The sequence below is a fragment of the Flavobacterium endophyticum genome, assembly GCF_003634455.1.
In the GTDB taxonomy this organism is placed as follows: domain Bacteria; phylum Bacteroidota; class Bacteroidia; order Flavobacteriales; family Flavobacteriaceae; genus Flavobacterium; species Flavobacterium endophyticum.
In genome coordinates this window covers 287,105-309,729 of sequence record NZ_RBLC01000002.1, presented here as the reverse complement: position 1 = coordinate 309,729, position 22,625 = coordinate 287,105, and the positions used below count along the sequence as shown (strand labels likewise).

25 protein-coding genes are annotated in these 22,625 nt (G+C 35.6%); 5 read left to right on the top strand and 20 right to left on the bottom strand.

The window, feature by feature from the left end; genetic code table 11:
• Window positions 1–2: 2 nt before the first annotated feature.
• Window positions 3–719, top strand: a complete 717-nt coding sequence (locus CLV94_RS11030; protein ID WP_121376539.1) for a response regulator transcription factor — start codon at window positions 3–5, stop codon at window positions 717–719.
• Window positions 720–760: 41 nt separating this feature from the next.
• Here CLV94_RS11030 and CLV94_RS11025 read toward each other — a convergent pair whose 3' ends face one another.
• The 11 genes from CLV94_RS11025 to CLV94_RS10975 form a co-directional block, all read right to left on the bottom strand.
• Window positions 761–1,501, bottom strand: coding sequence for an acyl-[acyl-carrier-protein] thioesterase (locus CLV94_RS11025; protein ID WP_121376538.1), 741 nt, complete (start codon window positions 1,499–1,501; stop codon window positions 761–763).
• Between the two features lie 18 nt (window positions 1,502–1,519).
• Window positions 1,520–2,440: a tRNA (adenosine(37)-N6)-dimethylallyltransferase MiaA gene (gene miaA, locus CLV94_RS11020; RefSeq protein ID WP_121376537.1), complete on the bottom strand. Its 921-nt coding sequence runs from the start codon at window positions 2,438–2,440 to the stop codon at window positions 1,520–1,522.
• Window positions 2,437–3,255: an ion transporter gene (locus CLV94_RS11015; protein WP_245982539.1), complete on the bottom strand. Its 819-nt coding sequence runs from the start codon at window positions 3,253–3,255 to the stop codon at window positions 2,437–2,439. Before CLV94_RS11015 ends, miaA begins: the two co-directional genes overlap by 4 nt.
• 40 nt (window positions 3,256–3,295) lie before the next feature.
• Window positions 3,296–4,657 (bottom strand): exonuclease domain-containing protein, encoded by a 1,362-nt coding sequence (locus CLV94_RS11010; protein WP_121376632.1) that lies wholly within the window; start codon window positions 4,655–4,657, stop codon window positions 3,296–3,298.
• A 51-nt stretch (window positions 4,658–4,708) separates the two neighbouring features.
• Window positions 4,709–5,371, bottom strand: coding sequence for a YggS family pyridoxal phosphate-dependent enzyme (locus CLV94_RS11005; RefSeq protein ID WP_121376631.1), 663 nt, complete (start codon window positions 5,369–5,371; stop codon window positions 4,709–4,711).
• Window positions 5,372–5,381: 10 nt separating this feature from the next.
• Window positions 5,382–6,599: a DUF1015 domain-containing protein gene (locus tag CLV94_RS11000; RefSeq protein ID WP_121376536.1), complete on the bottom strand. Its 1,218-nt coding sequence runs from the start codon at window positions 6,597–6,599 to the stop codon at window positions 5,382–5,384.
• A 77-nt stretch (window positions 6,600–6,676) separates the two neighbouring features.
• Entirely contained in the window at window positions 6,677–7,564 is an 888-nt protein-coding gene (locus CLV94_RS10995; protein ID WP_121376535.1) for a 3-hydroxybutyryl-CoA dehydrogenase, read from the bottom strand.
• A gap of 32 nt (window positions 7,565–7,596) precedes the next feature.
• Window positions 7,597–8,562, bottom strand: coding sequence for a Gfo/Idh/MocA family protein (locus CLV94_RS10990; protein WP_121376534.1), 966 nt, complete (start codon window positions 8,560–8,562; stop codon window positions 7,597–7,599).
• A gap of 96 nt (window positions 8,563–8,658) precedes the next feature.
• On the bottom strand, window positions 8,659–9,381 hold the full coding sequence (locus CLV94_RS10985; RefSeq protein WP_121376533.1) for a LytR/AlgR family response regulator transcription factor: 723 nt from the start codon (window positions 9,379–9,381) through the stop codon (window positions 8,659–8,661).
• A 2-nt stretch (window positions 9,382–9,383) separates the two neighbouring features.
• Window positions 9,384–10,472, bottom strand: coding sequence for a sensor histidine kinase (locus tag CLV94_RS10980; protein ID WP_121376532.1), 1,089 nt, complete (start codon window positions 10,470–10,472; stop codon window positions 9,384–9,386).
• A 127-nt stretch (window positions 10,473–10,599) separates the two neighbouring features.
• On the bottom strand, window positions 10,600–12,783 hold the full coding sequence (locus CLV94_RS10975; protein ID WP_121376531.1) for a prolyl oligopeptidase family serine peptidase: 2,184 nt from the start codon (window positions 12,781–12,783) through the stop codon (window positions 10,600–10,602).
• A 363-nt stretch (window positions 12,784–13,146) separates the two neighbouring features.
• On the opposite strand from CLV94_RS10975, the gene CLV94_RS10970 reads away from it, so the two are divergent.
• Window positions 13,147–13,788 (top strand): protein-L-isoaspartate(D-aspartate) O-methyltransferase, encoded by a 642-nt coding sequence (locus CLV94_RS10970; protein ID WP_121376530.1) that lies wholly within the window; start codon window positions 13,147–13,149, stop codon window positions 13,786–13,788.
• Window positions 13,789–13,790: 2 nt separating this feature from the next.
• Here the strand turns inward: CLV94_RS10970 and CLV94_RS10965 are convergent, their stop codons facing one another.
• The 4 genes from CLV94_RS10965 to CLV94_RS10950 form a co-directional block, all read right to left on the bottom strand.
• Window positions 13,791–14,837, bottom strand: coding sequence for a Fic family protein (locus CLV94_RS10965; protein WP_121376630.1), 1,047 nt, complete (start codon window positions 14,835–14,837; stop codon window positions 13,791–13,793).
• A 57-nt stretch (window positions 14,838–14,894) separates the two neighbouring features.
• A complete protein-coding gene (smpB, locus tag CLV94_RS10960) occupies window positions 14,895–15,350 on the bottom strand; it encodes an SsrA-binding protein SmpB (RefSeq protein ID WP_121376529.1) in 456 nt (151 codons plus the stop codon).
• 93 nt (window positions 15,351–15,443) lie between these two features.
• A complete protein-coding gene (locus CLV94_RS10955) occupies window positions 15,444–15,992 on the bottom strand; it encodes a GNAT family N-acetyltransferase (RefSeq protein ID WP_121376528.1) in 549 nt (182 codons plus the stop codon).
• A 5-nt stretch (window positions 15,993–15,997) separates the two neighbouring features.
• On the bottom strand, window positions 15,998–16,489 hold the full coding sequence (locus CLV94_RS10950; RefSeq protein ID WP_121376527.1) for a SixA phosphatase family protein: 492 nt from the start codon (window positions 16,487–16,489) through the stop codon (window positions 15,998–16,000).
• A gap of 47 nt (window positions 16,490–16,536) precedes the next feature.
• On the opposite strand from CLV94_RS10950, the gene CLV94_RS10945 reads away from it, so the two are divergent.
• Window positions 16,537–16,767, top strand: a complete 231-nt coding sequence (locus CLV94_RS10945) for a VF530 family protein (protein ID WP_121376526.1) — start codon at window positions 16,537–16,539, stop codon at window positions 16,765–16,767.
• Between the two features lies 1 nt (window position 16,768).
• Here the strand turns inward: CLV94_RS10945 and CLV94_RS10940 are convergent, their stop codons facing one another.
• The 5 genes from CLV94_RS10940 to CLV94_RS10920 form a co-directional block, all read right to left on the bottom strand.
• Window positions 16,769–18,319 carry a hypothetical protein gene (locus tag CLV94_RS10940; protein ID WP_121376525.1) on the bottom strand — a complete coding sequence of 517 codons (1,551 nt, stop codon included), beginning with the start codon at window positions 18,317–18,319 and terminating at the stop codon, window positions 16,769–16,771.
• A 10-nt stretch (window positions 18,320–18,329) separates the two neighbouring features.
• Window positions 18,330–19,490 carry an ABC transporter ATP-binding protein gene (locus tag CLV94_RS10935; protein WP_121376524.1) on the bottom strand — a complete coding sequence of 387 codons (1,161 nt, stop codon included), beginning with the start codon at window positions 19,488–19,490 and terminating at the stop codon, window positions 18,330–18,332.
• Between the two features lie 55 nt (window positions 19,491–19,545).
• Window positions 19,546–20,100: a DUF3575 domain-containing protein gene (locus tag CLV94_RS10930; protein ID WP_121376523.1), complete on the bottom strand. Its 555-nt coding sequence runs from the start codon at window positions 20,098–20,100 to the stop codon at window positions 19,546–19,548.
• An 88-nt stretch (window positions 20,101–20,188) separates the two neighbouring features.
• Window positions 20,189–21,037: an aldose 1-epimerase family protein gene (locus CLV94_RS10925; RefSeq protein WP_121376522.1), complete on the bottom strand. Its 849-nt coding sequence runs from the start codon at window positions 21,035–21,037 to the stop codon at window positions 20,189–20,191.
• Window positions 21,038–21,115: 78 nt separating this feature from the next.
• Window positions 21,116–21,520 (bottom strand): hypothetical protein, encoded by a 405-nt coding sequence (locus CLV94_RS10920; protein WP_147406619.1) that lies wholly within the window; start codon window positions 21,518–21,520, stop codon window positions 21,116–21,118.
• A gap of 456 nt (window positions 21,521–21,976) precedes the next feature.
• Here CLV94_RS10920 and CLV94_RS10915 point away from each other — a divergent pair, with 456 nt between their 5' ends.
• Both CLV94_RS10915 and CLV94_RS10910 read left to right on the top strand, forming a co-directional pair.
• A complete protein-coding gene (locus CLV94_RS10915) occupies window positions 21,977–22,258 on the top strand; it encodes a hypothetical protein (protein ID WP_121376520.1) in 282 nt (93 codons plus the stop codon).
• 43 nt (window positions 22,259–22,301) lie between these two features.
• The gene (locus CLV94_RS10910) at window positions 22,302–22,568 is read left to right on the top strand and encodes a hypothetical protein (protein WP_121376519.1); all 267 of its coding nucleotides are present in this window, start codon (window positions 22,302–22,304) and stop codon (window positions 22,566–22,568) included.
• Window positions 22,569–22,625: the final 57 nt, after the last annotated feature.

Here is a 22,625-nt window from a genome sequence, read left to right as displayed (position 1 = left end):
CTATGGAAAATGTAAACAAGAAAATCCTCCTAGTCGAAGACGATCCAAACTTCGGTTCTATTTTGAAAGACTATTTGAATCTGAATGATTTCGAGGTTACCTTGGCTAAGAACGGGATGGAAGGTTTCGAGAAATTTAAAAAAGATACTTTCGATTTGTGCATTCTTGACGTAATGATGCCTTACAAAGACGGATATACTTTGGCTAAAGAAATCAGAGAAAAAAATAAAGATATTCCGTTAATCTTCTTGACAGCAAAGTCAATGAAAGAAGATGTATTGAAAGGATACAAAGTTGGAGCTGATGATTATTTGAATAAGCCTTTTGATTCAGAAGTATTGTTGATGAAAATCAAGGCAATTATCCAAAGAAAAGCGTCTGACAGCAAAACAGATAATACTAAATTTGAGTTCCAGATTGGAAACTTCCACCTGAATTCAAAACTACGTTTCTTGACATTTAAAGATGAAGAGCCAATCAAACTTTCCCCTAAAGAGAATGAATTGCTTAAAATGCTTGCTGTTCATGAAAACGACTTAATGCCAAGAGAATTGGCGCTGACAAAAATCTGGAGAGATGACAACTATTTTACTTCAAGAAGTATGGATGTCTATATCGCCAAACTAAGAAAATACTTGAAATCTGACGAAGATGTCGAAATCTTAAACATTCACGGTGAAGGTTTTAGACTTGTAGTCAAAAATAAAGTTTCAGAATAAGAGAGAAAGCTTCAAGAAATTGGAGCTTTTTTTTTGACTTTTTATTTCCAGTTTAATTCTAAAGCAAAGCAAGTTTTGCCTTCTTTTGCTATCGAATAAATAGATTTATTGTCTAATGAGGCTTCTTGTATTGAAACCTCATCACCAAGAACCAGTTCCTTCATAAAGTTCATGTCGAAACTTTTTAAGTCCTGCTTCAATATGGATTTAAAATTGACCAAATCCAGGCACCATTCAAGATATTTTACGTTATTGACATGGTTAACGATATCCAAATCAGAAAGAACTACTTTTCTTTCGCTGGCATTTTTCATGTACTTTGGAAGGTCTATTTTTTTAACTCTTTCTTCTGTTGAAAATTTTGTAGCATATTTTTCGAAATGCTCGTGCGGAAGCGCTAAAGGTTCAGGCCTGCGCAACTTTGTATTGAAAACAGCCCAATACGTTTCGCACCCTATAATTTTCTTTCCACCAACATACATTTCTAAAGCTCTCACCGAGCGTGAATTTTCTAAAGAAATGATCCAAGTTTTTACGGTTACGACATCTTTCCATTTAGGCAACGACTCGATTTCAAGCTTCATTCGGCTCAATACCCAAGCTTGATGAAATTCCTGCATGTCTGTAAAACTAATGCCTCCAATTTCAGCATGATCGCCAGCTGTCAATTGCAATATGTTGCACAAGTCAGTATATTTTAAATAACCGTTTGGAGTGCATTGCGTAAAATTGAGTTCCCAGTCTTTGCTGAAAATAGAAGTGAAATTCGAAGCTATTGGCATTTTAATTGGGTATTATTATCAAGAAATAGAATTCTTTATATAGTTTAAGATGTCTTCAAAATCCGTTTTGTAATCAAACCATTTTGCGTTTTCTGTTCTTTTGAACCACGTCATCTGGCGTTTTGCAAATCTGCGAGTATTTTTTTTGATTTCCTCGATGGCAAAATCAAGACTAAAATCTCCGTCAAAATAACTGAATAGTTCCCTATAGCCTACCGTCTGTAAGGCATTCAAGTTTTTGTTCGGGTAGAGTTTTTTGGCTTCTTGTACCAAACCAGCCTGTATCATCAAGTCTACGCGAAGGTTGATACGCTCATACATTTCGTGCCTTTCCGCTTCCAGTCCGATGATGATTGGAATGAAATTTCGGTTATTTTTTTTACGATTCAAAAAAGAAGAATACGGTTTTCCAGTTCCGATGCAGACTTCGACAAAACGCATCATCCTTTGTGGATTTTGCAATGTCTGCGGATTTTCATTCGAAATCGTATCGAAATAGGCTTTGTCAAGTCTTTCCAGTTCTTGCTGCAGATAACCGATGCCTAGTTTTTCATAGCTCGAAATAATTTCTTCTCGGACAGTTGGGTCAATTTCAGGGAAACTGTCAAAACCTTTCAGTATAGCATCCACATACAAGCCAGATCCGCCGACCAAAATTGCATAGTCGTTGGTTTTATATAGCTTGTCTAGTTTGTCAATGGCCTCTCGTTCAAAATCGCCTACCGTATAGTTTTCAAAAATCGATTTATTCTGTATGAAATGATGCGGAGCTGAGCTTAGTTCTTCTTTTGAAGGAACGGCGGTACCAATTATCATTTCTTTGAAAAACTGTCGCGAATCGCACGAAATGATTTCGCAATTGAATTGTTTTGCCAGCTTGATGCTCAAAGCCGTTTTGCCGATTGCTGTGGGTCCGATGATGGTAATTAGATATTTCATAAAGTATGTCCGCAATGATAGCAAAATTTTGCATCGTCCCTATGGTGGTCGGCGCTGCAGTTAGGGCAGACCTGAGTGTTTTCGTGTACTTTTCTGTCCTTGGACATAAATTCTGCGGTAACCAATCCTGTAGGAACGGCAATAATTCCGTAACCCAAAATCATGATGATCATCGAAACAAACTGGCCGAAAGGTGTTGCAGGAGTTATATCGCCAAAACCAACAGTCGTAAGTGTAACGATAGTCCAGTAAATACTCATTGGAATACTTGTAAATCCATGTTCAGGACCTTCGATCATATACATAATCGTTCCTAAAATGATACACAATACGATTACACTGAACAGAAAAACGGCAATTTTCAGACGGCTTTTCTTTAGGGCAACAACTAATTGGTTGGATGCGCCGACAAAGTGGGCAAGCTTTAGGATTCGGAAGACCCGCAATAGCCTTACTGCTCTAAGTGAAACTAAGAAATGCCATCCAGGGAAAAGCAGGTCAATATAGGCAGGCAAGGTTGCCAGAAGGTCTATAATTCCATAGAAACTGAAGATATATTTGAGCGGACGCTTGACTGCAATTATTCTTCCGATGTATTCCAAGGTGAAGAAACCCGTAATAATCCACTCAATGATTGCGAGTTCAGTTCCGTATAAAAATCGTATCGACGCCACGCTTTCAAGCATTACAGAAATAATGCTTACGATAATAAGCAGAAGCAGAATAACATCGAAGAGTTTTCCAAAAGGAGTGTCGGCCTCATAAATAATTTCATGAAGTTTTTTTCTAATTCTTTCTATTCTAGTGACTTCCAAATTAGGTTTTTATCGGATTATATCAAATTTACTAAAAGTCTTAAAAAGATAGGGTTTTGAAGACTTTCTTTTTTCGGAGATAGCTTAAAATTATATTTTTAGAATCGCGATTGCTGTCCATCGGGATGATGATGTTTTTCAAAATTTCGATATTATTCACCTGATAGTTCAAATCGAAGAAAGCATAACCCTTGAAAGTACCATTTTCAATCAATACGGCGCTTCTTTCTTGGATATTTCTTCCTCGATCGATGATAATCATATTCTGATTCTGATATTCGTTATTTTCGAAAAAATCTTCAACACGACGGTTGTATTCTTCAGGAGATTCTTTTCCGATGCAGGCACCGTTGCATTGATTAAGCTCGAAAGGAAAACAATGTGTTTTTACGGCCTCAAGACTGTTAATCTTCTGACAGAGCCTATAGTTATCAGTAATCTTAAATAAAGCGCTCTGTGCTTCGGCATGGCTCGCAAACGAAGCCAGCTCTTTCTTTCGGGCATCGGTCTTTTGCATTTTTAAAGAGAGATAGCCTTCTGTGTCTTTTTCAAGATACAACGACCATGGAAAAATGGTTTTTTTCAGCGATCGATTGTATTTTGGCTTATTGACTTTAATTTCTTCGGCTTCTTTTAAAAGCGCAATCAATTCGCTTCCAGTTTCTTCGTAAGTGACGTCAAAAACCTCAAGCTGTATTTTTTTTGATTTGGTGGACCCGTTCGTAAAATGCTGGTTGACGCGTTTTTTGATATTTCGGCTTTTCCCGATATAAATCAGGTCGCCATTTTCTTTATGGACATAGTAAATTCCTGTTGTAGAAGGAAGTCCTGATACGATATCTAGAAGTTTGGGCGCAAGTCCTTTTTCGACTTCTGTTTTGATAAAGCTTTTGACGATTTCTTTTTCAAGATCTTTAGCCAATAGCATTTTGAAAAGCTTTACGGTTGCTAAAGCATCGCCAGAAGCACGGTGTCTGTCGGCCATAGGAATCCCGAGCGCACGCACTAATTTTCCTAAGCTGTAGGAAGGCTGTTCAGGAATTAGTTTTTTTGATAATTCTACCGTACATAGATTTTTACGCTGAAAATCATAGCCAAGGCGTGAAAATTCTGTACGAAGAATTCGGTAGTCAAATTGTGCATTGTGGGCTACAATAACGCAGTCTTCTGTTATTTCTATAATTCGTTTGGCAACCTCATAAAACTTTGGAGCGCTGTGAAGCATGGCATTGTTAATGCCTGTCAATTTCACTACAAAAGGCTGAATTGTTTTTTCAGGATTGACAAGGCTGATGAATTGGTCTACAATTTCGTGTCCGTCAAATTTATAGATAGCAATTTCGGTAATTCCTTCTTCATTATACTGGCCTCCAGTTGTTTCTATGTCTAATATTGCGTACAAATTCTGATTTAAGTTTATTATGATAGCCCACAATCGTGCAAGCCATTTAAATTAGCGTGTTCCAAAGATACTACTTCCAATCCGAACCATTGTGCTTCCGCAATCGATTGCCAGCTGATAATCGCCAGACATTCCCATGGAAAGTGTTTTTAGATTGCAGTTTTCTGATTTTTGAGTTGGAGCTAGGCTATTAAAAATCGATTTCAAATGCAGAAATTCTTTCTTGATTTGTTCTTGATTGTCTGTGAATGTTGCCATGCCCATCAATCCTGTAATTTTTATATTTTGTAACTTTTTAAAAATTTCCGATTGCAGCAAATCATTTAGTTCTGTTTCGTTTAGCCCGAATTTTGTTTCTTCTTCGGCAATATGAATCTGCAATAGGCAATCAATAACTCTATTGTTTTTTAGAGCCTGCTTATTGATTTCCTCTAATAATTTTAAACTGTCAACGCCATGCACTAACCTCACAAATGATGCCATAAATTTGACTTTGTTCGTTTGAACGTGGCCAATCATGTGCCATTCAATGTCTTTCGGCATTTGTTCGAACTTTTCGGCCATTTCTTGGATCTTGTTTTCTCCAAAAATACGCTGTCCGGCTTCGTAGGCTTCCATGAGGTCGGAAACTGGCTTTGTTTTTGAAACAGCAACAAGCGTTACATTTTCAGGAAGCGAAGATTTTATTTCGAGAAGGTTCTTTTTTATTGACATTTTTAAATCTTTATATTTCATAAACCACCAATCCGCTTCGAAACTTCGGATCGATATACGTACTTTTTGGAGGCATGATCAAATTGTTATCGGCCAATTCTTTTATTTCTGAAATATCAGTCGGGAAAAGCATGAAGCCCAATTCAAATTCGCCTTCATCAATGACTTCTTTTATGGTAACAATAGATTGTTTTCCAGGGATATAATCTATTCGTTCGTCGTTTCTAAGGTCTTCAATACCTAATATCGGTTGGAGCACTTTTTTATATAAAATCTGTGCATCGAGGCTTTCCAACACAGAAGAAAAACTGTGCTCATCTTTTAAAATAAGGGAATAGAATTCTCCATCAAGATACATTCCGAATTCAAACTTTTTGGTCGGTTTCCACAATTCCTGTTCTTTATTTTTAATCCAGAAGTCGTTGGATAATTTGGCAAGAAATTCTTCTTTTGAATGTCCGTTTAAGTCACGTATGATTCGATTGTATTCGTATATTTTTACATTGCTTTCGGCTATCAGAAAACTCATGAAATAATTCAGGTTTTCGTTACCAGAAGCTTTATCTTCTTCGTATAATAATTCGGCAGAAGCCGAGCGGTGATGCCCGTCGGCGATATACAAGTCGCCAATTTCTTGAAATTTTTTCTGCAGCCAAACTATTTCGTCTGGGTTGTCTATTTTCCAGAGAATGTGCTTTTCTCTTTTAGTTGTTGAAAACTCATAGAGCGAATCGCTTTGCTTTTTTTCTGCAATCCAATTGGTTAATTCGGAATTGTCAGGATACGTAATCAAAACGGGTTCTGTATTAAATCCTGTCCTGTGAAGATAATCTTTGAATAATTCTACCCGATATTGTAGCGTATCTTCATGTTTTTTGATGACATTGTTTTGGTAATCTTCAATACTGGTTCCGGCAATTATTCCTGTGAAAGTCTGTGTTTTTGTTTCGATTTCATAAATGAAAAAGACTGGCTTTTCTTCTTTGATCAGGACAACTTCTTCCTTAAAATCATTGTATTTCTGGGCAACAAGCTTGAACCTTTTTTCAAGTCCGATTTTCTGCTGGTTTACATAAGCCGGATTCAGGACATGGAGAAACGAAAACGGATTAAAATCCAATTGCGAGGCCAGTTCAGCTGGGGAATATTCATCGTAAGAACGTGACGTCACCAGACTCACTTTGTCGCGTGTTGGCCGAACTGCTTTAAAAGGAATAATTTTTGCCATATTGAGTCAAAAAGTCTTAAAGTCTTAAAGTCGAAAGCATGACACTTTTGACTTTAAGACTTTCAAACCTTATACTATTATATAAATTGCTTTGCTACTTTTTCAGCTTTCTTGCTTTCTGAATAGTCATAGAAACCTTCTCCTGATTTTACGCCTAATTTTCCAGCACGAACCATATTTACTAATAACGGACATGGAGCATATTTTGGATTCTTGAAACCGTCATACATTACGTTTAAGATAGCAAGACAAACGTCAAGGCCAATAAAATCGGCTAATTGCAAAGGTCCCATTGGATGCGCCATTCCCAATTTCATCACCGTATCGATTTCATAAACACCGGCAACACCGTTGTATAGAGTTTCGATAGATTCATTAATCATCGGCATCAAGATTCGGTTAGCCACAAAACCTGGGTAGTCATTAACTTCAACTGGAACCTTCCCTAGTTTTACGGACAAATCCATAATGGTTTTAGTTACCTCATCCGAAGTATTGTAGCCACGAATAATTTCAACCAGTTTCATAATCGGCACAGGATTCATGAAGTGCATTCCGATAACTCTTTCTGGATGTGCAACAACCGCACCGATTTGCGTAATAGAAATCGAAGACGTGTTTGTCGCTAAAATAGTATTATGTGAGCAAGCATCGTTTAATTGCTTGAAAATATTCAGTTTCAATTCTACGTTTTCCGTAGCGGCTTCAACCACTAAATCTACTCCAACGACACCGTCTTTGATATGCGTATAGGTAATGATATTGCCGATGGTTTTCATCTTATCGTCTTCAGTAATGGTTCCTTTCGCAACCATTCGGTCCAAATTTCCGGCGATTGTGGCCATTCCTTTGTCTAAAGATTTTTCAGAAACATCTATCAGTTTAACTGTAAATCCGCTTTGTGCAAAAGTGTGAGCGATTCCGTTACCCATGGTTCCGGCTCCGATTACGGCTATGTTTTTCATTTTTATGTAAAGGTTTGAAATTTAGTTGGATATTATTTTTTGAAGCAGTCGATGATTTGATAGGCAACTCTCAAGGCTTCAGTTCCGTCTTCCAAAGTAACAATTGGCGTCGTGTTGTTGTTGATCGCGTCGGCAAAAGTTTCCAATTCGTCGAGGATAGCATTGTTTCCTTCTACATCAGGATTGTCAAAATAGATTTGTTTTTTTACGCCTTCGGCATTTTGTAGTATCATATCGAAATCGCCTGGAACTTCCGGTGCGTCTTTCATCTTTACGACTTCGCATTTCTTTTCAAGAAAATCTACAGAGATGTAGGCGTCTTTTTGGAAGAAGCGCGATTTGCGCATATTTTTCAGGGAAATACGGCTCGAAGTCAAGTTAGCAACACAGCCGTTCTCGAACTCGATTCGGGCATTGGCAATATCTGGAGTGTCAGAAATTACGGAAACGCCGCTGGCATTTATGTTTTTGACTTTTGATTTCACAACGCTCAAGATAGCATCGATATCATGAATCATCAAGTCTAAAACAACGGGAACATCGGTACCGCGAGGATTAAATTCCGCTAGACGGTGTGTCTCGATAAACATCGGATTTTCGATCATTTCCTTTGTTGCTTTAAACGCGGGATTGAATCTTTCTACGTGCCCGACTTGACCTTTTACGTTAAATTCTTTGGCTAAAGCGATGATTTCTTCGGCTTCTTCAACCGTATTGGAAATAGGCTTTTCAAGAAAAACGTGCTTGCCTGATTTTATCGCGACCTTGGCACATTTATAATGGGAAAGGGTAGGAGTTACAATGTCGACAACATCTACAGCATGGATGAGTTTTGCAATAGTATCGAATTTTGTATAGCCAAATTCCTTGGCCACTTTTTCGGCATTTTCTTGATTGGGATCATAAAAGCCTACTAATTCGTATTTTTCAGATTGTTGTAATAAACGCAAATGAATTTTTCCTAGATGGCCAGCACCTAATACTCCAACTTTTAGCATATAAATGTATTTTCCACAAAAATAACATTAATTGTTTAAAGATTAAAGTTTAAGTAGCTACAAACGCATAAAATATTTGAAGTAGTTTAATGTGAATTATAAGCTCATTTTCTCTTTGAAGTTATTGGTTTGTCTCCTAGAGATTTCCACTTTTGTTTCTTTGGGCATGTGCACGAGCAGATTGCCGCTGAACCAAGGGTCGATTTTGCCGATATATTCCATGTTGATGATTTGGTTTCTATTGGCGCGGAAGAAGTAATCTTCTGGGAGTTTTTCTTCGATCTGGTTTAAGGACTTGCTGATTATTGCTTTTTCGTCTTGGAAAAAGATTTTGGTATAATTTCCATCAACTTCAAACAGATAGATATCTGCTATTTTTACGAGCCAACATTTTTCTCCGTCTCTCAAAAAAATCTGGTTGTTTAGCGTAAGCTTCTTGCTGTTCTTTTCTTCTTTTTCGATAAGATTGGCGCTTACTTTTTCGATAGCTCGAGCAAATCTTTTCGGATTGATTGGTTTCAAGAGATAATCTAAAGCGTTGTATTCAAAGGATTTGATTGCATATTCATCAAAAGCAGTAGTGAATACGGTGATGGGAACTCTGTCGAGCATTTCTAACAGTTCGAAGCCATCTTTTTCGGGCATGTTGATGTCTAAAAAAAGCAGATCGGGCTGTACAGTATTTATAAGCTGGAAGCCTGAATCAACGTTTTCTGCTTCTCCGATAATTTCAATTTCGGGATGATTTTTAATCAACTCTTTTAGCTCGTTTCTGGCTAAACGCGAATCTTCTACTATGACGGCTTTTATCTTTTTCATGTTTAAAAAATTGGAATCTTGATTTCTGCAACTACTTGATTTTCTATTTCCTGTAATTTAAAATTAGCGTTTTCTCCATAAATCAACTGCAGTCTTTTTTCAATATTTTTTATCCCTAATTGGGTGGATTCTTTTTCGATGGTTAATGTGCCTGTGTTGGCTACTATAATTACTAGCGTTTTGTTCTCGTGTTTGATATCTAATACAATTTCTCCGCCCTCTTTTAATTTTGATATTCCGTGTTTTACTGCGTTTTCGACCAGCATTTGTATGATCATGGGCGGAATTTCTAATTTTAGTAATCCGGGATCGATTTTAGAAGTAAACTTTAGGCGGTCTTCGAGTTGTATTCTAGAAATCTCGATGAAATTTTCTACCATTTCGATTTCTTCTTCTAATGCAATCGTATTGATGTCGTTTTTGGTCAGGGAATACCGAAGCATTTCAGATAATCGGGTAATCATTTCTCTAGATTTTATTGGGTTTTCAAGAATCAAGCCGCGAATATTGTTTAAGCTGTTAAACATAAAATGCGGATTAATTTGTCCTTTTAGGGAATTCAACTGTGATTCTTTTAGGGATGATTCTAATTCTATTTTTGTGAATTTCACCTCATTTATATATTCGTACACTTTGATTGCCAGTATGATAGATAGCCATACTAAAAAGGCAACGGTGAACGGAGGAACATTTGTCAATTTCATAAACAATGTCATGAGGCCGTTGTTGTTTGATCCGAAATAATAGGTGGCAGGTATGTCTAATAATGGCCATAATGCTATGTGATAAATGGTCTGTGCTAGCGCAAAGACTAGAAATAAATTCCACCAATCTCTTTTTTTTAGATTAGACAAATTGAATTTAGTTTCAAGAAATACTAGTATGATATAGGATAATACGAATCCTAACATTGCACATATAAAGCCTTCGAGAAACGTGTAGTATATAAGATTTAATTCTTTAGGCTTGAATTTATTCATGAATGAAAAATCCCGATAAGAAATCTTATTAATAGTCAATGTGCTGAAAATATACAATTGCCAGCCTAAAAAGTTCAATAGGTTGTATTTGCTGCTTTTTATTAGTTTCATCAATTAGTTCGTTACATTAAGCATTCTAGTGCCGCGCCCGCTAAGTATAATAGTATTGAAATCATCTTTTTTAGGTATTATATACCTTTGGCAAAGCGTTGCTCCGCCAAAGGTACTAGATTAAAAATTATTTTGTTGGTTGGAAATCTTGATGTCCGACTTGCCAGAATGCAAAGCTCAATACATCGGCGATTTCTTCGTATGATTTTAACTTGGAAGCACCTCCAAAGTGTCCTGCCTCATAATCTACTTTCAATAAGGTAGGCTTGTCTGAAGCATTGGCTTCTAATAATCGGGCCGCGAATTTTGCAGGTGACCACACGATGATTCTCGGATCATTAAATCCTGCTGTTGTTAATGTTGCTGGATATTTCACGCCGTCTTTTAATTGCAGGTAGGAGTCCATTTCGATAAGCGCTTTTGCTTCTTCTTTAACTTTCATGGTTCCAAATTCTGGCATGTTGGCTGGTCCGTTTGGCGTATTTTCTCCTCGAACCGTGTTCATGCTTCCAACACCAGGAATAGCAACTGCATATAAGTCTGGTCTTTCTGTTATTGCTCTTCCAACGAAAATTCCTCCCGCGCTTCTGCTGTAGATGGCTGTTTTTGTCGGATTAGTATAGCCTTGGTTAATCATATATTCTGTACAGGCAATAACGTCTTTCCATGTATTTTGTTTGGTCGTTTTTTGTCCGGCCAAATGCCATTTTTCGCCTAATTCTCCACCGCCTCTAACATGAGCCACTGCCAAGATGCCGCCACGTTCTACCCATAAAAGCAATTCTGGATTGAAGGAAGGAGTGATTGACATTCCATACGCTCCATAACCGTAAAATAAAACTGGATTGTTTTTGTCTTTTTTGATGCCCCTTTTGTAGATGATAGATAAAGGAACTTCAACACCGTCATGAGATTTTACCATGAGTTCTTTAACTTCAAAGTTTTCAAATTCAGGATATTCGATGATCGTAGAAAGCTGTTCTCTTTTGAAAGTATTCGCCTTTAAATCATATCTGTATCTTTCTCCTTTATTTGTCCATCCCGTCGTTGTTACCCAGACATCAGAAAATTTATTTCCTCTGGTGCTTACAAATATTGATGCAGATTTTTTAGGAGTTGTAATTTCTTTATGTTTTTTACCCTCAAAATCAGTAAAATAAAGCTTGCTTTCAATTCCATTTCGGGTTCTGGTATAAAAGATACCATCTTTAGAAAGCACCATAGAGTTTAGGTTCGAATCGTTATTTTCAGGAATTACAAGCGTAGCAGTAGCCAAATTCGGATTAGCGATGCTTGTTTTTACAACCTTAAATTTTGGTGCATTTAAAGTCGTATACATGTAAATATCTTTGTTACTGAAAGCAAAACCTTTGACCTCGTCTTTCCGGTCTGTCAATAATTTCCAGCTTATTTTTGGCTTGTTTAGATCAGCGCCTTGTGCTAGAAATACTTTTTGATTCGTATCTACCGAATAAGGCGAAAAGAAAAGCAGATCGCTATCAACATCGTAGCCTACAAAAGGAATTTCTTCTTCTGCAATATTCAATTCAGGATACATGGCTTTTGAGAAAACAAGTTTGTCTTTTGAAACATCTGTCCCTATACTATGAACTTTTGTTCTTACGTCCATTTGCGCCTTCATATCATGGATATCATCTGTAGGCGATTGGATATAAAGAAATGATTTGTCGTCTTTCAGCCAGTTAGCGCCGCCGAATCTTAATTTGTCAATTTTGTCCGATAAGATTGTATTATCGGCTGTATTCATAAGGATCATCTCGCTCATTTCGCCTCCATTTTTGGAGATATTTATGGCGATTAATTTTCCGCTTTTGTTAGGAGAAAAAGTGCTGACATTAAAAACATCTTTGCCGTTCTTTTGATAGCTTTCTGGGTCAAAAATCAGAGTTTCTTTTCCTTTTAGACCATTTCTTTTATAAAGCTTTGCAACTTGATCTTTTGGAGTTGTTTTGAGGTAGAAATACGTTCCATCGTCCATAATTTGCAAAGTCGAAATACTTTCGGTTGTGCGATTATCAATTGAAGCCAGTTCATCAATGATTTTTTGTTTCCCTGGAATAGAATTTAGGATAGAATTCGTATAATCGGCTTGGCTTTTCATCCAAGAAAGTGTCTGCTCATTTTTTAGGTCTTCCAGATTACGATATTTGTCTTCAATTTTAATTCCGAAATAATCCTCCGTTACAGGAACAGAAGGAGCTTTAGCTGGTTTGTTTTGACCAAAAGAATTTGTTGAAAAGGCAAATCCGATTGTCAGGATGGCGATTTGTTTTAAGGTGGTTGTTTTCATGGTTGGTGATTGTTGGTTAAAGTTCGTTTTTGATGATTGATGATTGAAGGTTAGTTTAGTATAAAGTATTTTACAACGGTAAATCCGACTGCAAAACCAAATACTAATGCTCCCAAAATTTTTACTGTACTTTTTGTTTTAGCGTCCATTTTTTTTATTTTTTAGTGATTGATACTTCAAAAGTAATAGTGTTTCGAAGTAAAATATTTAGAAAAATGACGAACGGTTTATAAACCATTTAAGCGGTAAACGATTAGTTTGTATGCTATTTTCAGTAAAGCTTTTGTTCAGAAACATTAATGAAGAAGGCTATTAAAATAGATTTTACTTTCTTATTTTTACCAAAAATAATTCCTCCAAATTTTGAAAGATACAGCCAAACATCAAGGACTTCGAAATCAATTAGTAACTGTTCTGCAGCAGAAAGGCATTACAGATAAAAACGTTCTGGAAGCGATTAAAAAAATTCCAAGACATTTGTTTTTGAATTCAAGTTTTGAAGATTATGCGTATCAAGACAAAGCTTTTCCTATTGGTGCCGGGCAGACGATTTCACAGCCGTACACGGTTGCTTTTCAGTCACAATTACTAGAAGTGCAGAAAGATCATAAAATTTTAGAAATCGGAACAGGTTCGGGCTATCAGACAGCGGTTTTGTGTACTATGGGTGCTAAAGTATATAGTGTAGAAAGACAAAATGAATTGTTCAAGACGACTTCATTGTTATTGCCGAAATTAGGCATTCGTCCAAAACATTTGTCTTTTGGAGACGGCTATAAAGGACTTCCTAATTATGCACCGTTTGACAGTATCATAGTAACGGCTGGCGCTCCGATTATTCCAAAACCACTTATGGCACAATTAAAAATAGGAGGGAAACTTGTCATTCCTTTAGGTGAAGAACATCAAATTATGACCATGCTAGTCCGAAAAAACGAAACCCAATTTGAAAAGCACGAATTCGGGGAATTCCGATTCGTGCCTCTGTTGGAAAATAAAAATTGATGCTATTGCCCAATAATACTCAAGTATCGTTCTAGGCTCTCTTTTTCGATTTGGGCAATAAAAAGAAGAAAATCTTCTTTGTTAGAAGTTGTCTGCGCCTTTTCAAGAGCTTGGTAATATTGCATCCTGCTATCATAATCTCCTTTGATATTGGCAATTATATAACCATGTGAAAGCAAGACTAGATTCATAACTAAACGAGAAGTTCTTCCGTTTCCATCAATAAAAGGATGAATGGTAACGAGCCGTTCATGCATTTCTCCTGCTAAAATAACCGGATGAAGCGTATTTTTATTGGTTTCATACCAGATGAAATAGTCTTCCATCTGTTTTGCTACCATATAAGGTTGTGGCGGCATATGCGTGCTGCCTTTTATCATCACTTGAACTTTTCTGTAGCGCCCTGCATCTTCTGGATGTATTCCTCTCAAGATTAGGTTGTGAATACTTAAAATTTCCCTTTCGTTTAAAAGGGCATTTTTTTCCATCAATTGTTTTATGTAGGCAATAGCTTCTTGATGGTTGATGGCTTCAAGATGTTCGCGCATGCTTTTTCCTGAAACGGTTAATCCTTCGTTTATAACGAGGTCTGTTTCTCTTAAGGTTAGTGTGTTTCCTTCGATTCTATTGCTCTCAAAAGTGTATTCAAGTTCTAGAGCCTGTGTAATTCTATAACTGTCAAATTCTCGAAAAGTATCTAATTTTGATTTTAAGGCATCTATTTCTGCAAGAATCTTTTGAAGCGAGCTTGAAATCTTTTGTGTTGACTTTACCTGATAACGAATCTCTTCTTCTGCAACTTTCATGGCTTTTAAGGCAAATTCATCATTTCCAATCTCATAAAGGATTTTTTCTTTCAGCCAGGCGACCATTAGTGTTTCTAAATCAATTTTTAAAACATTGGCTAGTTTGAGTATTTGATCTCGCGTGGGTTTTCTGGTTCCTGTTTCAAATTTGCTTATAAGAGCCTGATCAATTCCTGTTTGCTGTGACACTTCCCGGACTTTCAGGTTCTTTGTTTCTCGTGCTTTTTTAAGAAGTGTTTTCATTTTGAAATATTTTGTCTTGACAAATTTAGTCATTTATTCTTAAATAAAAAAAATCATTTATTGAAATGATTTTTTTATTCTGTCCAAATCTCTTTTAGTGTCTTGTTCTTTGAGAGATTCTCTTTTATCATAGGTTTTTTTCCCTCGTGCTAGTCCAATATCGAGTTTTGCCATTCCTTTTTCGTTTGTAAACAGTTTTAAAGGTACTATGGTTAATCCTTTTGCTTGTACGTTTTTTGCGAGTGTTTTCAGTTCTCTTTTATTGAGAAGTAATTTTCTTTCGCTTCGTGCTTTATGATTAAACTGGTTACCGAACGCATATTCTTCGATATACATATTTATAGCAAAAAGCTCATCATTGTTAAACTCACAGAAGCTTTCGGTAATATTGGCCTTTCCTAAGCGGATAGATTTGATTTCTGTTCCGGTCAAGACTATTCCCGCCGTATATTTTTCAATTATTTCATAATCGAAACGGGCTCTTTTGTTCAGTATATTAATTGTTTTCAACATAGGAATGCAAATGTAGCAACATTTGGAGGAAACCACAATTAAGCTTAAGAAATTGTTATGTAAAATAATCCAAGAAGTTACTAAAGAGGATTCTTATTTTTTCAAAAGAGAATAAATTACAGTATCTTGGAATTCCCCATCATAATAAAAGTTTTCTCGAAAGTGCGCTTCTTTTAAAAAGCCGGTTTTCTGCAATAATTTTTCAGAACCTATATTTCTTGGATCAATTACTGCTTCAATAGAATGTAATTTCATTTTTTCAAAACCGTACTTTATTGCTTCTATAAGCGCTTCTTTCATAATTCCTTTTCCATGTGAATTCGGGTGTAATATATAGCCGACTTCACCTCTGAAGTTTTCAGGTTGCATTCTGAAAAAACCAATCATTCCGATAAGCTTATCGCCTTCTTTCAAAGCAATTGCCCAATTTATGAGCTCTTTATTGTCAATTGCCTGATTGGTTTCGTTTATAAATTTTTCAGCATCCTCAATAGTTTTTGCTAAAGGTCTTGGGATGTACTTCATGGTTTCTGGATTAGATCGTATATCTAAAACCTCAAGCGCATCTTCTAGACGGATTTTTCTTAATATAAGGTTTTCGGTTTCCAAAACAGGAAAAGGAGAGAAATCAAATTGTAGCATTTGGATTAATTTAAAGGAAATATCAATTCTGAGGTTATTTTAGTGTTATTGGCTTTAATGACATAAAGATTTTCAAAATCTGATTCAGGTATATCGGAATATTTTTGTTCTCCTAGGAGCTTGTTAATATAGTTTGGAATTGTATTGCTGTGCCCCACTATTACAATTGTCTTGCCTTCGTTTTCAGAAATTATCTTTTTTAAATCCATTGCTTCAGGTTTATAAAAAATAATATCTTTTTGTTTTGTTGTGGCAATAGCAGAACATGTTTGCTGTGTTCTTCGATACATAGTCGTATAAAAAACGTCAATAGGTGTTTTTTCAAAGTATTTCGCCCAATTTAGAGCTCGTTCTATTCCGGCTTGAGAAAGTTCAGGATTGCTCGAATTGTCTGCCTTTTCAGCATGCCTGATCAAGAAGACAGTAGTTTCCTTATTTTGAGCTGAAAGCTGTTGCATAATCGTCAGGATTGCTATAAGGCAGAATTTTTTCATCATTTTTCATATAAAATTAAACTAATTTTCCAATTGCTTATTTTTGCAATATGGAAAATAAACAACAAAACAATCCGCTTCACGGAATTACGCTTCAGAAGATGTTGGAGCAGCTAGTAGATTTCTATGGATTCGATACTTTGGGCGAATTAATAAAAATCAAATGCTTTACTGAAAATCCGAGCATTAAGTCAAGTCTTACCTTTTTAAGAAAGACCGATTGGGCCAGGACTAAAGTTGAAAATTTATATATCAAGACCCTTCCAAAATTTCCGAAATAGTTTAAGCTTCTGCAATTCCTTTCCACTTTTTTATCTGAATCGAGATTATCAGTAAAAAGATAAAGACAAAAAGAATATTTAAAGTGATGGCGTCATGAAAATGTTGCTCCATCCATTCTACTTGTGGAAATTGTTTCGCTTTTGAGTTGTATATGTATACATAATCATTGTACCCACTTGTTTCCTTGATAATCTCAAATACAAGAAAATACAACAAGGGTATAAATCCTGGCATGATCCATAAAATTTGACTCAAGGTTATTCCGGATATTCCTTTGCTTTCTTTTATTTTTAGAATAATCACAAAATGGAGCAGTAGCGATAAAAATACTAACATACAAATGATAGGAAAAGTAACAGAACCGCCTATGATTACAGAAAATATACCAGTAATGATCCCGACTACCCCAAGCGAAACAAAAGCAATCAGCCAATTTTTTCCAGAAGTAACCTTAAATGAAAAAACAGCCAAGGACAAGCCGATGGAAAGATAAATGAAGCTCAAGATAAAGTCAAAATCAACATCAGGGTTTTCATAAGCATTTGAAATCTTGCCATAAGATTTTGCCAATGCGTTATATGGGACATAATATTTTGAATATACAAATTCTTGTCCGTTAACAATTTTTATAGTCTTTGATAAGGTATCAATAGCTGCATTTTCAGGAGAATCGACAGTTTCTACAGCATAATCATAATTGTTGTCTACGCCATCATAATAATTGTAAATCGGATCGTTTTCGGTATGTGTTCTCCCTACAGTAATATACTTTGTGAATTCAGGATAATCATAAATCAGTTCCGTCCACTTTTCAGGAGTAATATTTGAAGTAAGGTTATGTTCTTTCGATAATTTGAAAAACTCTCCGAACAGCCATTGTACGGAATCTTTTTTGTTTTCTACGAGCCATCGTTTGGCTTTGAGTTCTATCAATGAATCTTTTAGGCCTGTAAAGTAATTAAAGCTCCGAATCTGCTTATTTAGAAGTGATTTTAAAGAATAATTTCTATTGGCATATTTAAAGGAATCTCTTTCTACACGAACGCTTTTGCCATTTATTTCTTCTATTGTAAAGTTACTTTCTTTAAAAGCGCCTTCAACAAACAGCGAAGAAAGTGTTATGGTTTCTAAACGTTTGCTGATTTCTTCTTCCGAATAATAATTTCTGGCTCTGAGGTCTTTTGCATAAAAAAACGAAACAGCATATGTTGCATTCAAGGTACAAAACAAAAGTATCAAGAGCCATTCCTTAAATAGCGATAATTTATTTTTAGGATAAAAAGACTTGAACGCATTGTTGCGGGAATAATAGACGAGCCAGATGATAAACATAAGTATGGTTATCAAGACGCTTACGGATATTGTAGTGAAGCTGTCAGTTCCGTAGCTATAATAATTATTAGAATCTGTAAAATCGATTTCTCCTTTTGAAAATCCCAAAAGAAAAAATATAATATGGAAAAATAGCGCCAGTGTAGCGAAAACTATAACCTTGCTGTTCCAAAGTAACGGATGATTGAGCAGCAATTTTTGTTGTATATTTTTAAACATAGTGATAAGTTTAGGAAACGAAAAATCTTCGGGTTGATTTTGAAATATTTCTGAAATACTGGAGCGGAATCTGTTTTTCTGTAATTATTCTTAAGAAGTCATACGAGCTCATTTCAGAAGAAAACGTTGCTATAAAAGTACCTCCATTAAATTTAAGAGAAATTAATTTTCCAGAAAATGCCTCGTTCAATTGGTTCTGTGACCATTCGCTTTCGAACTCAATGATAAGGTGTTCTTCAGTTTTTTCTTCATTTTCAGCCGAAGATTTAGCGTGAAGGTTTTTCTGTTCCCCATTTTTTAAGAAAATCACCTGGTCGGAAGTTTTTTCTACTTCATACAGCTGCTGAGAGCTCAGTACAATTCCAATTGGACGGAATGGCGATTTTGCAATAGCTTTAAAATCCTCTAAAACGGTTTGCTGGGCAAGGATGTCAAGATTGGCCAAAGGCTCATCAATAAGCAATATTTTTGGTTTCCTCAAAAGCATTCTTGCCAATTCAAAACGCATTTTATATCCAGAGGATAGGTCTTTCCAGCGATGATTTCTGTATTTCCTTAGATTTAGCCTGGCAATAATTAATTCTACGACAAGCTTGTTTTCTTCAGGTTTATAGCCATAGCTTGATGCCGTAAATTGAAGGTTTTCAAACATCGAACCGTACCAAGTAGCAGTTCTTTGCGGGATATAAACTAGCTGGGTTCTTAGCTCGAATAGATCTTTGAAGTGAAACGTGTAGTTTAATTCCCCATCTGTAGCGAATAATTCGCCGCAAAGGAGACGCAAGAGGGTTGTTTTTCCGTTACCATTTTCACCAACCAAGCCGAGAATTTCTCCTTGGCTTAAATCCAAATTAATAGGACCAAGCGAAAAACTTGCAGTATTGTATGACTTTTTGATGTTTTTTGCAGAAACAAGAATTTGTTTTTCAGGTATTGGCTTGCTACTCAAATATTGGTGGAGCTCGTCAAGCAGTAAGCTAAAACGCTGTTTCTTTGCCTCAATATTATTTTCATTCTGATCCAACCAATCTAATAAATCATTGGTCTTTTGATAAAAGGAAATATTTTCGGTATCCAGCGTTAGGTCGATTATTCTTTTGGTGAGCAGTGAATAATCTTCAAAATCCAAGAAACTTTTGATTTCCTGAAACTGTTTCTCAAATTCTGTCATGATATATCTGTCTATTGTATATCAAATATAACAGAATAATCTTTCAAATAGTATATTAGTTTATTTTATACGCAATCATAAGGCCGCCTCGATATAAAATCCATTCGCCGCTTTTGTTGTAATCATGAACCCAAGTATCATAACGTTCTCCAGTGGATAGTAAATAACCTTTATAAAATGCCTCTTGATGCCCGCCACCTACAAATAAATCCAGCGCCCATTTATCGCTCACTTTCCATTGATAGCCAATAGTGACTCCCAACATATAGTTTAAACCTTTTTGGTAAAAATCGGTATCCTTGTAACCATATTTTTGTAACTCGAATACGCCTCCGCTAATATTACCGCCAACATACAATCCGTTATTTTTTTCATTAAAATGATACCTCACTTCAGGAGTTAGTATGAAGGCTTTGAACGGAGCTCCGTTTACAGATTCCCAAAAAGAAGCAGTAGCATCCACCTGCAGGGTTATTTTTTTGCCAATGCTTGTTTCAATACCAATATTCGGGATTAGCGCTAAAGCTGTAGCTCCATTAAATTTGACGTAAGTCTGGCTGTATGAAAGGGAAACACTTAGCAGAAAGAAGAGGGACAGGTATTTTTTCATTTTACTGTAATCGGAATTTTTTTGCAAATGTAACGATGATAATGATTTGTACGACTTTGTTAACTAAATTTAATTTGACTAAAAAACATTAAAAGATTTTGATTCCGAAAGAAGTTTCAAAGGCCTCTTTTTCATTGAGGATGATAATTCCTTCTTTTTTGAATAAGTCACCCGTGCTTGCAATAGTGTCGGAATAACCATACCAAGGCTCGATACATAAAAAAGGAGCTTTGTCCTTTGTCCATAGCCCAAGATTTGGAAATTTTCCTAACTGTATTTCTACTTTTGGAACATTATTTTCAAGGATTTGGATTTTGTCGGAAGCAAGTTTCTTGATAATCAAAGCGTCGTTTGCAAATAAAGAATAGGCAAGCGGAAGCTGATTTTCAGTCAGCTCAAAAGTAGTTGTTTCCTCCGAGAGCAAATCTTCTTTTAATGAGTAGCTTATGATTGATTCGTCATTTTCAAATCGCAAAGAATAGTTTTCAAAGTTATTCGGAAGCGCAAAAGCTGGATGGCCCCCGATAGAAAAAGGCATTTTTGATATTCCTTTATTGAAAACTTCATATTGTAGTATCAACGAATCGTTATCAAGGATATAAATTACTCTCAGTTCAAAATCAAAAGGATAGTTTTCTAGTGTTTCTTTCGAAGATGATAAAGAAAATACCGCCTTATTTTCAGTAACCTCGCTCACAATAAAATCATTATCCCTAGCAAACCCATGTCTGGAAAGATGGTATTGCTTACCATTATAATTGTAGCTATTGTTCTTAAGAGTCCCAACAATTGGAAAGAGAATAGGAGAGTGCTTTCCCCAAAATTCAGGATTTCCTTCCCAAATAAATTCCTTGCTGTCTTTTTTTAGCGAAATTAATTCAGCTCCTTTGGTATTGATTGTCGCAGTTAGTGTATCGTTTGTAAGGGTAATATTCATTTTTGTATAATTTAAAACAAAAATAAAACAAAAACACCAGCATAGAGCCGGTGTTTGATAAAGCTTTAATAAAGCGAATTAGGATATAACCACTGTCTGGGTAATAAATTCTGTAGCGCTTTTCTTGAACTTAAATACGTAAGTTCCTGCTTGGTTGACAGTAAATTTGTACGGCTGCGTTTTAGTTGACGGAGTAGTTCCACAGTTATTCCCAGTGTATTTCGCTTCAACCTCAATTGTTTTAGTGTTGCCGCTTGTAGCTACAATAAATTTATTGAATTCGCCACATGAATTGTTAACCGCGAAAGTTACATTTAGAGTCACTTCTTGATTAACAGTTCCTGTTGTAGGTCCGGTTACGGCCGTAACAAATTCTTTTTCTGTGGTTTGTGAGCTTCCTGAATCGTCATCACTGCTACATGATGTAAGAGCTGTTGAAACGAATAAAACTAAAGCCATTGTTTTTAATGCAAACTTTTTCATAGATAAAATTTTTTAAATTGTTTTTCTTAAAGATGAATAAAATCGAAAAGGTTGCTTTTAAAGTTTTCTATTTAACATCATTTCTTTTGCAGTCTTTTTCTTTCCAATTGAAAACTAGAATACTATCAGAAAATTGGATCGCAATATTTTAACATTTTTCTTGTAGTCAAAGGTTCAAATAATTTTTTACTAAAAAGATCTTTTTTATAAGAATTTTAAAGCCTGATTTTATCACTTTTTTTTCCAAAACTTCCCTTGCCAGAATTGTTAAAAATGGTAATTGTATAAACATAAATTTTATAGTATAAAAAGCAAGGTTTTTTTGATGTTTTTAACACTATTTTAATAATTTATTGCGTAAAATTTAATACTTAGTAATGGTATTTGTAAATTTAAAAAGCCAAATTTGTAAGAAACCAACCAAGAATAATTACTAATCTAACCAAATGTAGCATTATGAAAAATCTAATCACTTTATTAAGCATCAAAGAATTTATCATTGAAAATGAATTAACTGATAGTGTAATGCTTGTATTGCATCCTAAAAACTTTGACGAACTGGCGATGGAATATATCGTTAGTAATAATATGCAAATTGAAAGACCTTTCGAGGTTTTGGGTATCTCTATCATAGAGGACACTGACGGTGAAGTAGCCTACAACGAAATAGATATTCTTGAAGTGGCGTATGACCACCATGAAGAATTTGAATATGAGTATTTGAGAGCTGCTGTTTAATTTGAATTAGAATTGCCTCAAACTTAATTTAACCGCATTTAATATGAAACGCATAACCTTTGCCATCTCGACAGTTGGACTTCTAATTTCAGGATACGCGCTTCCTGGAAGATTTGCCGATGACTCGACAGATATGGTCAGCCTATCGCTCAAAGGAGGTTTTATATTGCTTTTTATTTGTTCTTTTATTGTAAATGGATATTGCATTATGGATTATTTCAGAAGAAGGAGAAATTTCGGAAGAAAAAGACATTATGGAATCCGAACAATAAGGCAGTATTATCATCATCCGCAGAGAACCATTCGCTAATTACGAAAGATGTTCTCAGCAAAAAAGCCTAATCAATATTATTGATTAGGCTTTTTC

Coding starts and splice junctions, on each gene's coding strand:
- CLV94_RS10910 (WP_121376519.1), top strand. CDS start 22,302: ATGAAACGCATAACCTTTGCCATCTCGACAGTTGGACTTCTAATTTCA.
- CLV94_RS10940 (WP_121376525.1), bottom strand. CDS start 18,319: ATGTTTAAAAATATACAACAAAAATTGCTGCTCAATCATCCGTTACTT.
- CLV94_RS10955 (WP_121376528.1), bottom strand. CDS start 15,992: ATGCTACAATTTGATTTCTCTCCTTTTCCTGTTTTGGAAACCGAAAAC.
- CLV94_RS10935 (WP_121376524.1), bottom strand. CDS start 19,490: ATGACAGAATTTGAGAAACAGTTTCAGGAAATCAAAAGTTTCTTGGAT.
- CLV94_RS11025 (WP_121376538.1), bottom strand. CDS start 1,501: ATGCCAATAGCTTCGAATTTCACTTCTATTTTCAGCAAAGACTGGGAA.
- CLV94_RS10945 (WP_121376526.1), top strand. CDS start 16,537: ATGGAAAATAAACAACAAAACAATCCGCTTCACGGAATTACGCTTCAG.
- CLV94_RS10980 (WP_121376532.1), bottom strand. CDS start 10,472: ATGAAACTAATAAAAAGCAGCAAATACAACCTATTGAACTTTTTAGGC.
- CLV94_RS10990 (WP_121376534.1), bottom strand. CDS start 8,562: ATGCTAAAAGTTGGAGTATTAGGTGCTGGCCATCTAGGAAAAATTCAT.
- CLV94_RS10975 (WP_121376531.1), bottom strand. CDS start 12,783: ATGAAAACAACCACCTTAAAACAAATCGCCATCCTGACAATCGGATTT.
- CLV94_RS10930 (WP_121376523.1), bottom strand. CDS start 20,100: ATGAAAAAATACCTGTCCCTCTTCTTTCTGCTAAGTGTTTCCCTTTCA.
- CLV94_RS11030 (WP_121376539.1), top strand. CDS start 3: ATGGAAAATGTAAACAAGAAAATCCTCCTAGTCGAAGACGATCCAAAC.
- miaA (WP_121376537.1), bottom strand. CDS start 2,440: ATGAAATATCTAATTACCATCATCGGACCCACAGCAATCGGCAAAACG.
- CLV94_RS11000 (WP_121376536.1), bottom strand. CDS start 6,599: ATGGCAAAAATTATTCCTTTTAAAGCAGTTCGGCCAACACGCGACAAA.
- CLV94_RS10915 (WP_121376520.1), top strand. CDS start 21,977: ATGAAAAATCTAATCACTTTATTAAGCATCAAAGAATTTATCATTGAA.
- CLV94_RS10985 (WP_121376533.1), bottom strand. CDS start 9,381: ATGAAAAAGATAAAAGCCGTCATAGTAGAAGATTCGCGTTTAGCCAGA.
- CLV94_RS10965 (WP_121376630.1), bottom strand. CDS start 14,837: ATGAAAACACTTCTTAAAAAAGCACGAGAAACAAAGAACCTGAAAGTC.
- CLV94_RS10925 (WP_121376522.1), bottom strand. CDS start 21,037: ATGAATATTACCCTTACAAACGATACACTAACTGCGACAATCAATACC.
- smpB (WP_121376529.1), bottom strand. CDS start 15,350: ATGTTGAAAACAATTAATATACTGAACAAAAGAGCCCGTTTCGATTAT.
- CLV94_RS10995 (WP_121376535.1), bottom strand. CDS start 7,564: ATGAAAAACATAGCCGTAATCGGAGCCGGAACCATGGGTAACGGAATC.
- CLV94_RS11005 (WP_121376631.1), bottom strand. CDS start 5,371: ATGTCAATAAAAAAGAACCTTCTCGAAATAAAATCTTCGCTTCCTGAA.
- CLV94_RS10950 (WP_121376527.1), bottom strand. CDS start 16,489: ATGATGAAAAAATTCTGCCTTATAGCAATCCTGACGATTATGCAACAG.
- CLV94_RS10920 (WP_147406619.1), bottom strand. CDS start 21,520: ATGAAAAAGTTTGCATTAAAAACAATGGCTTTAGTTTTATTCGTTTCA.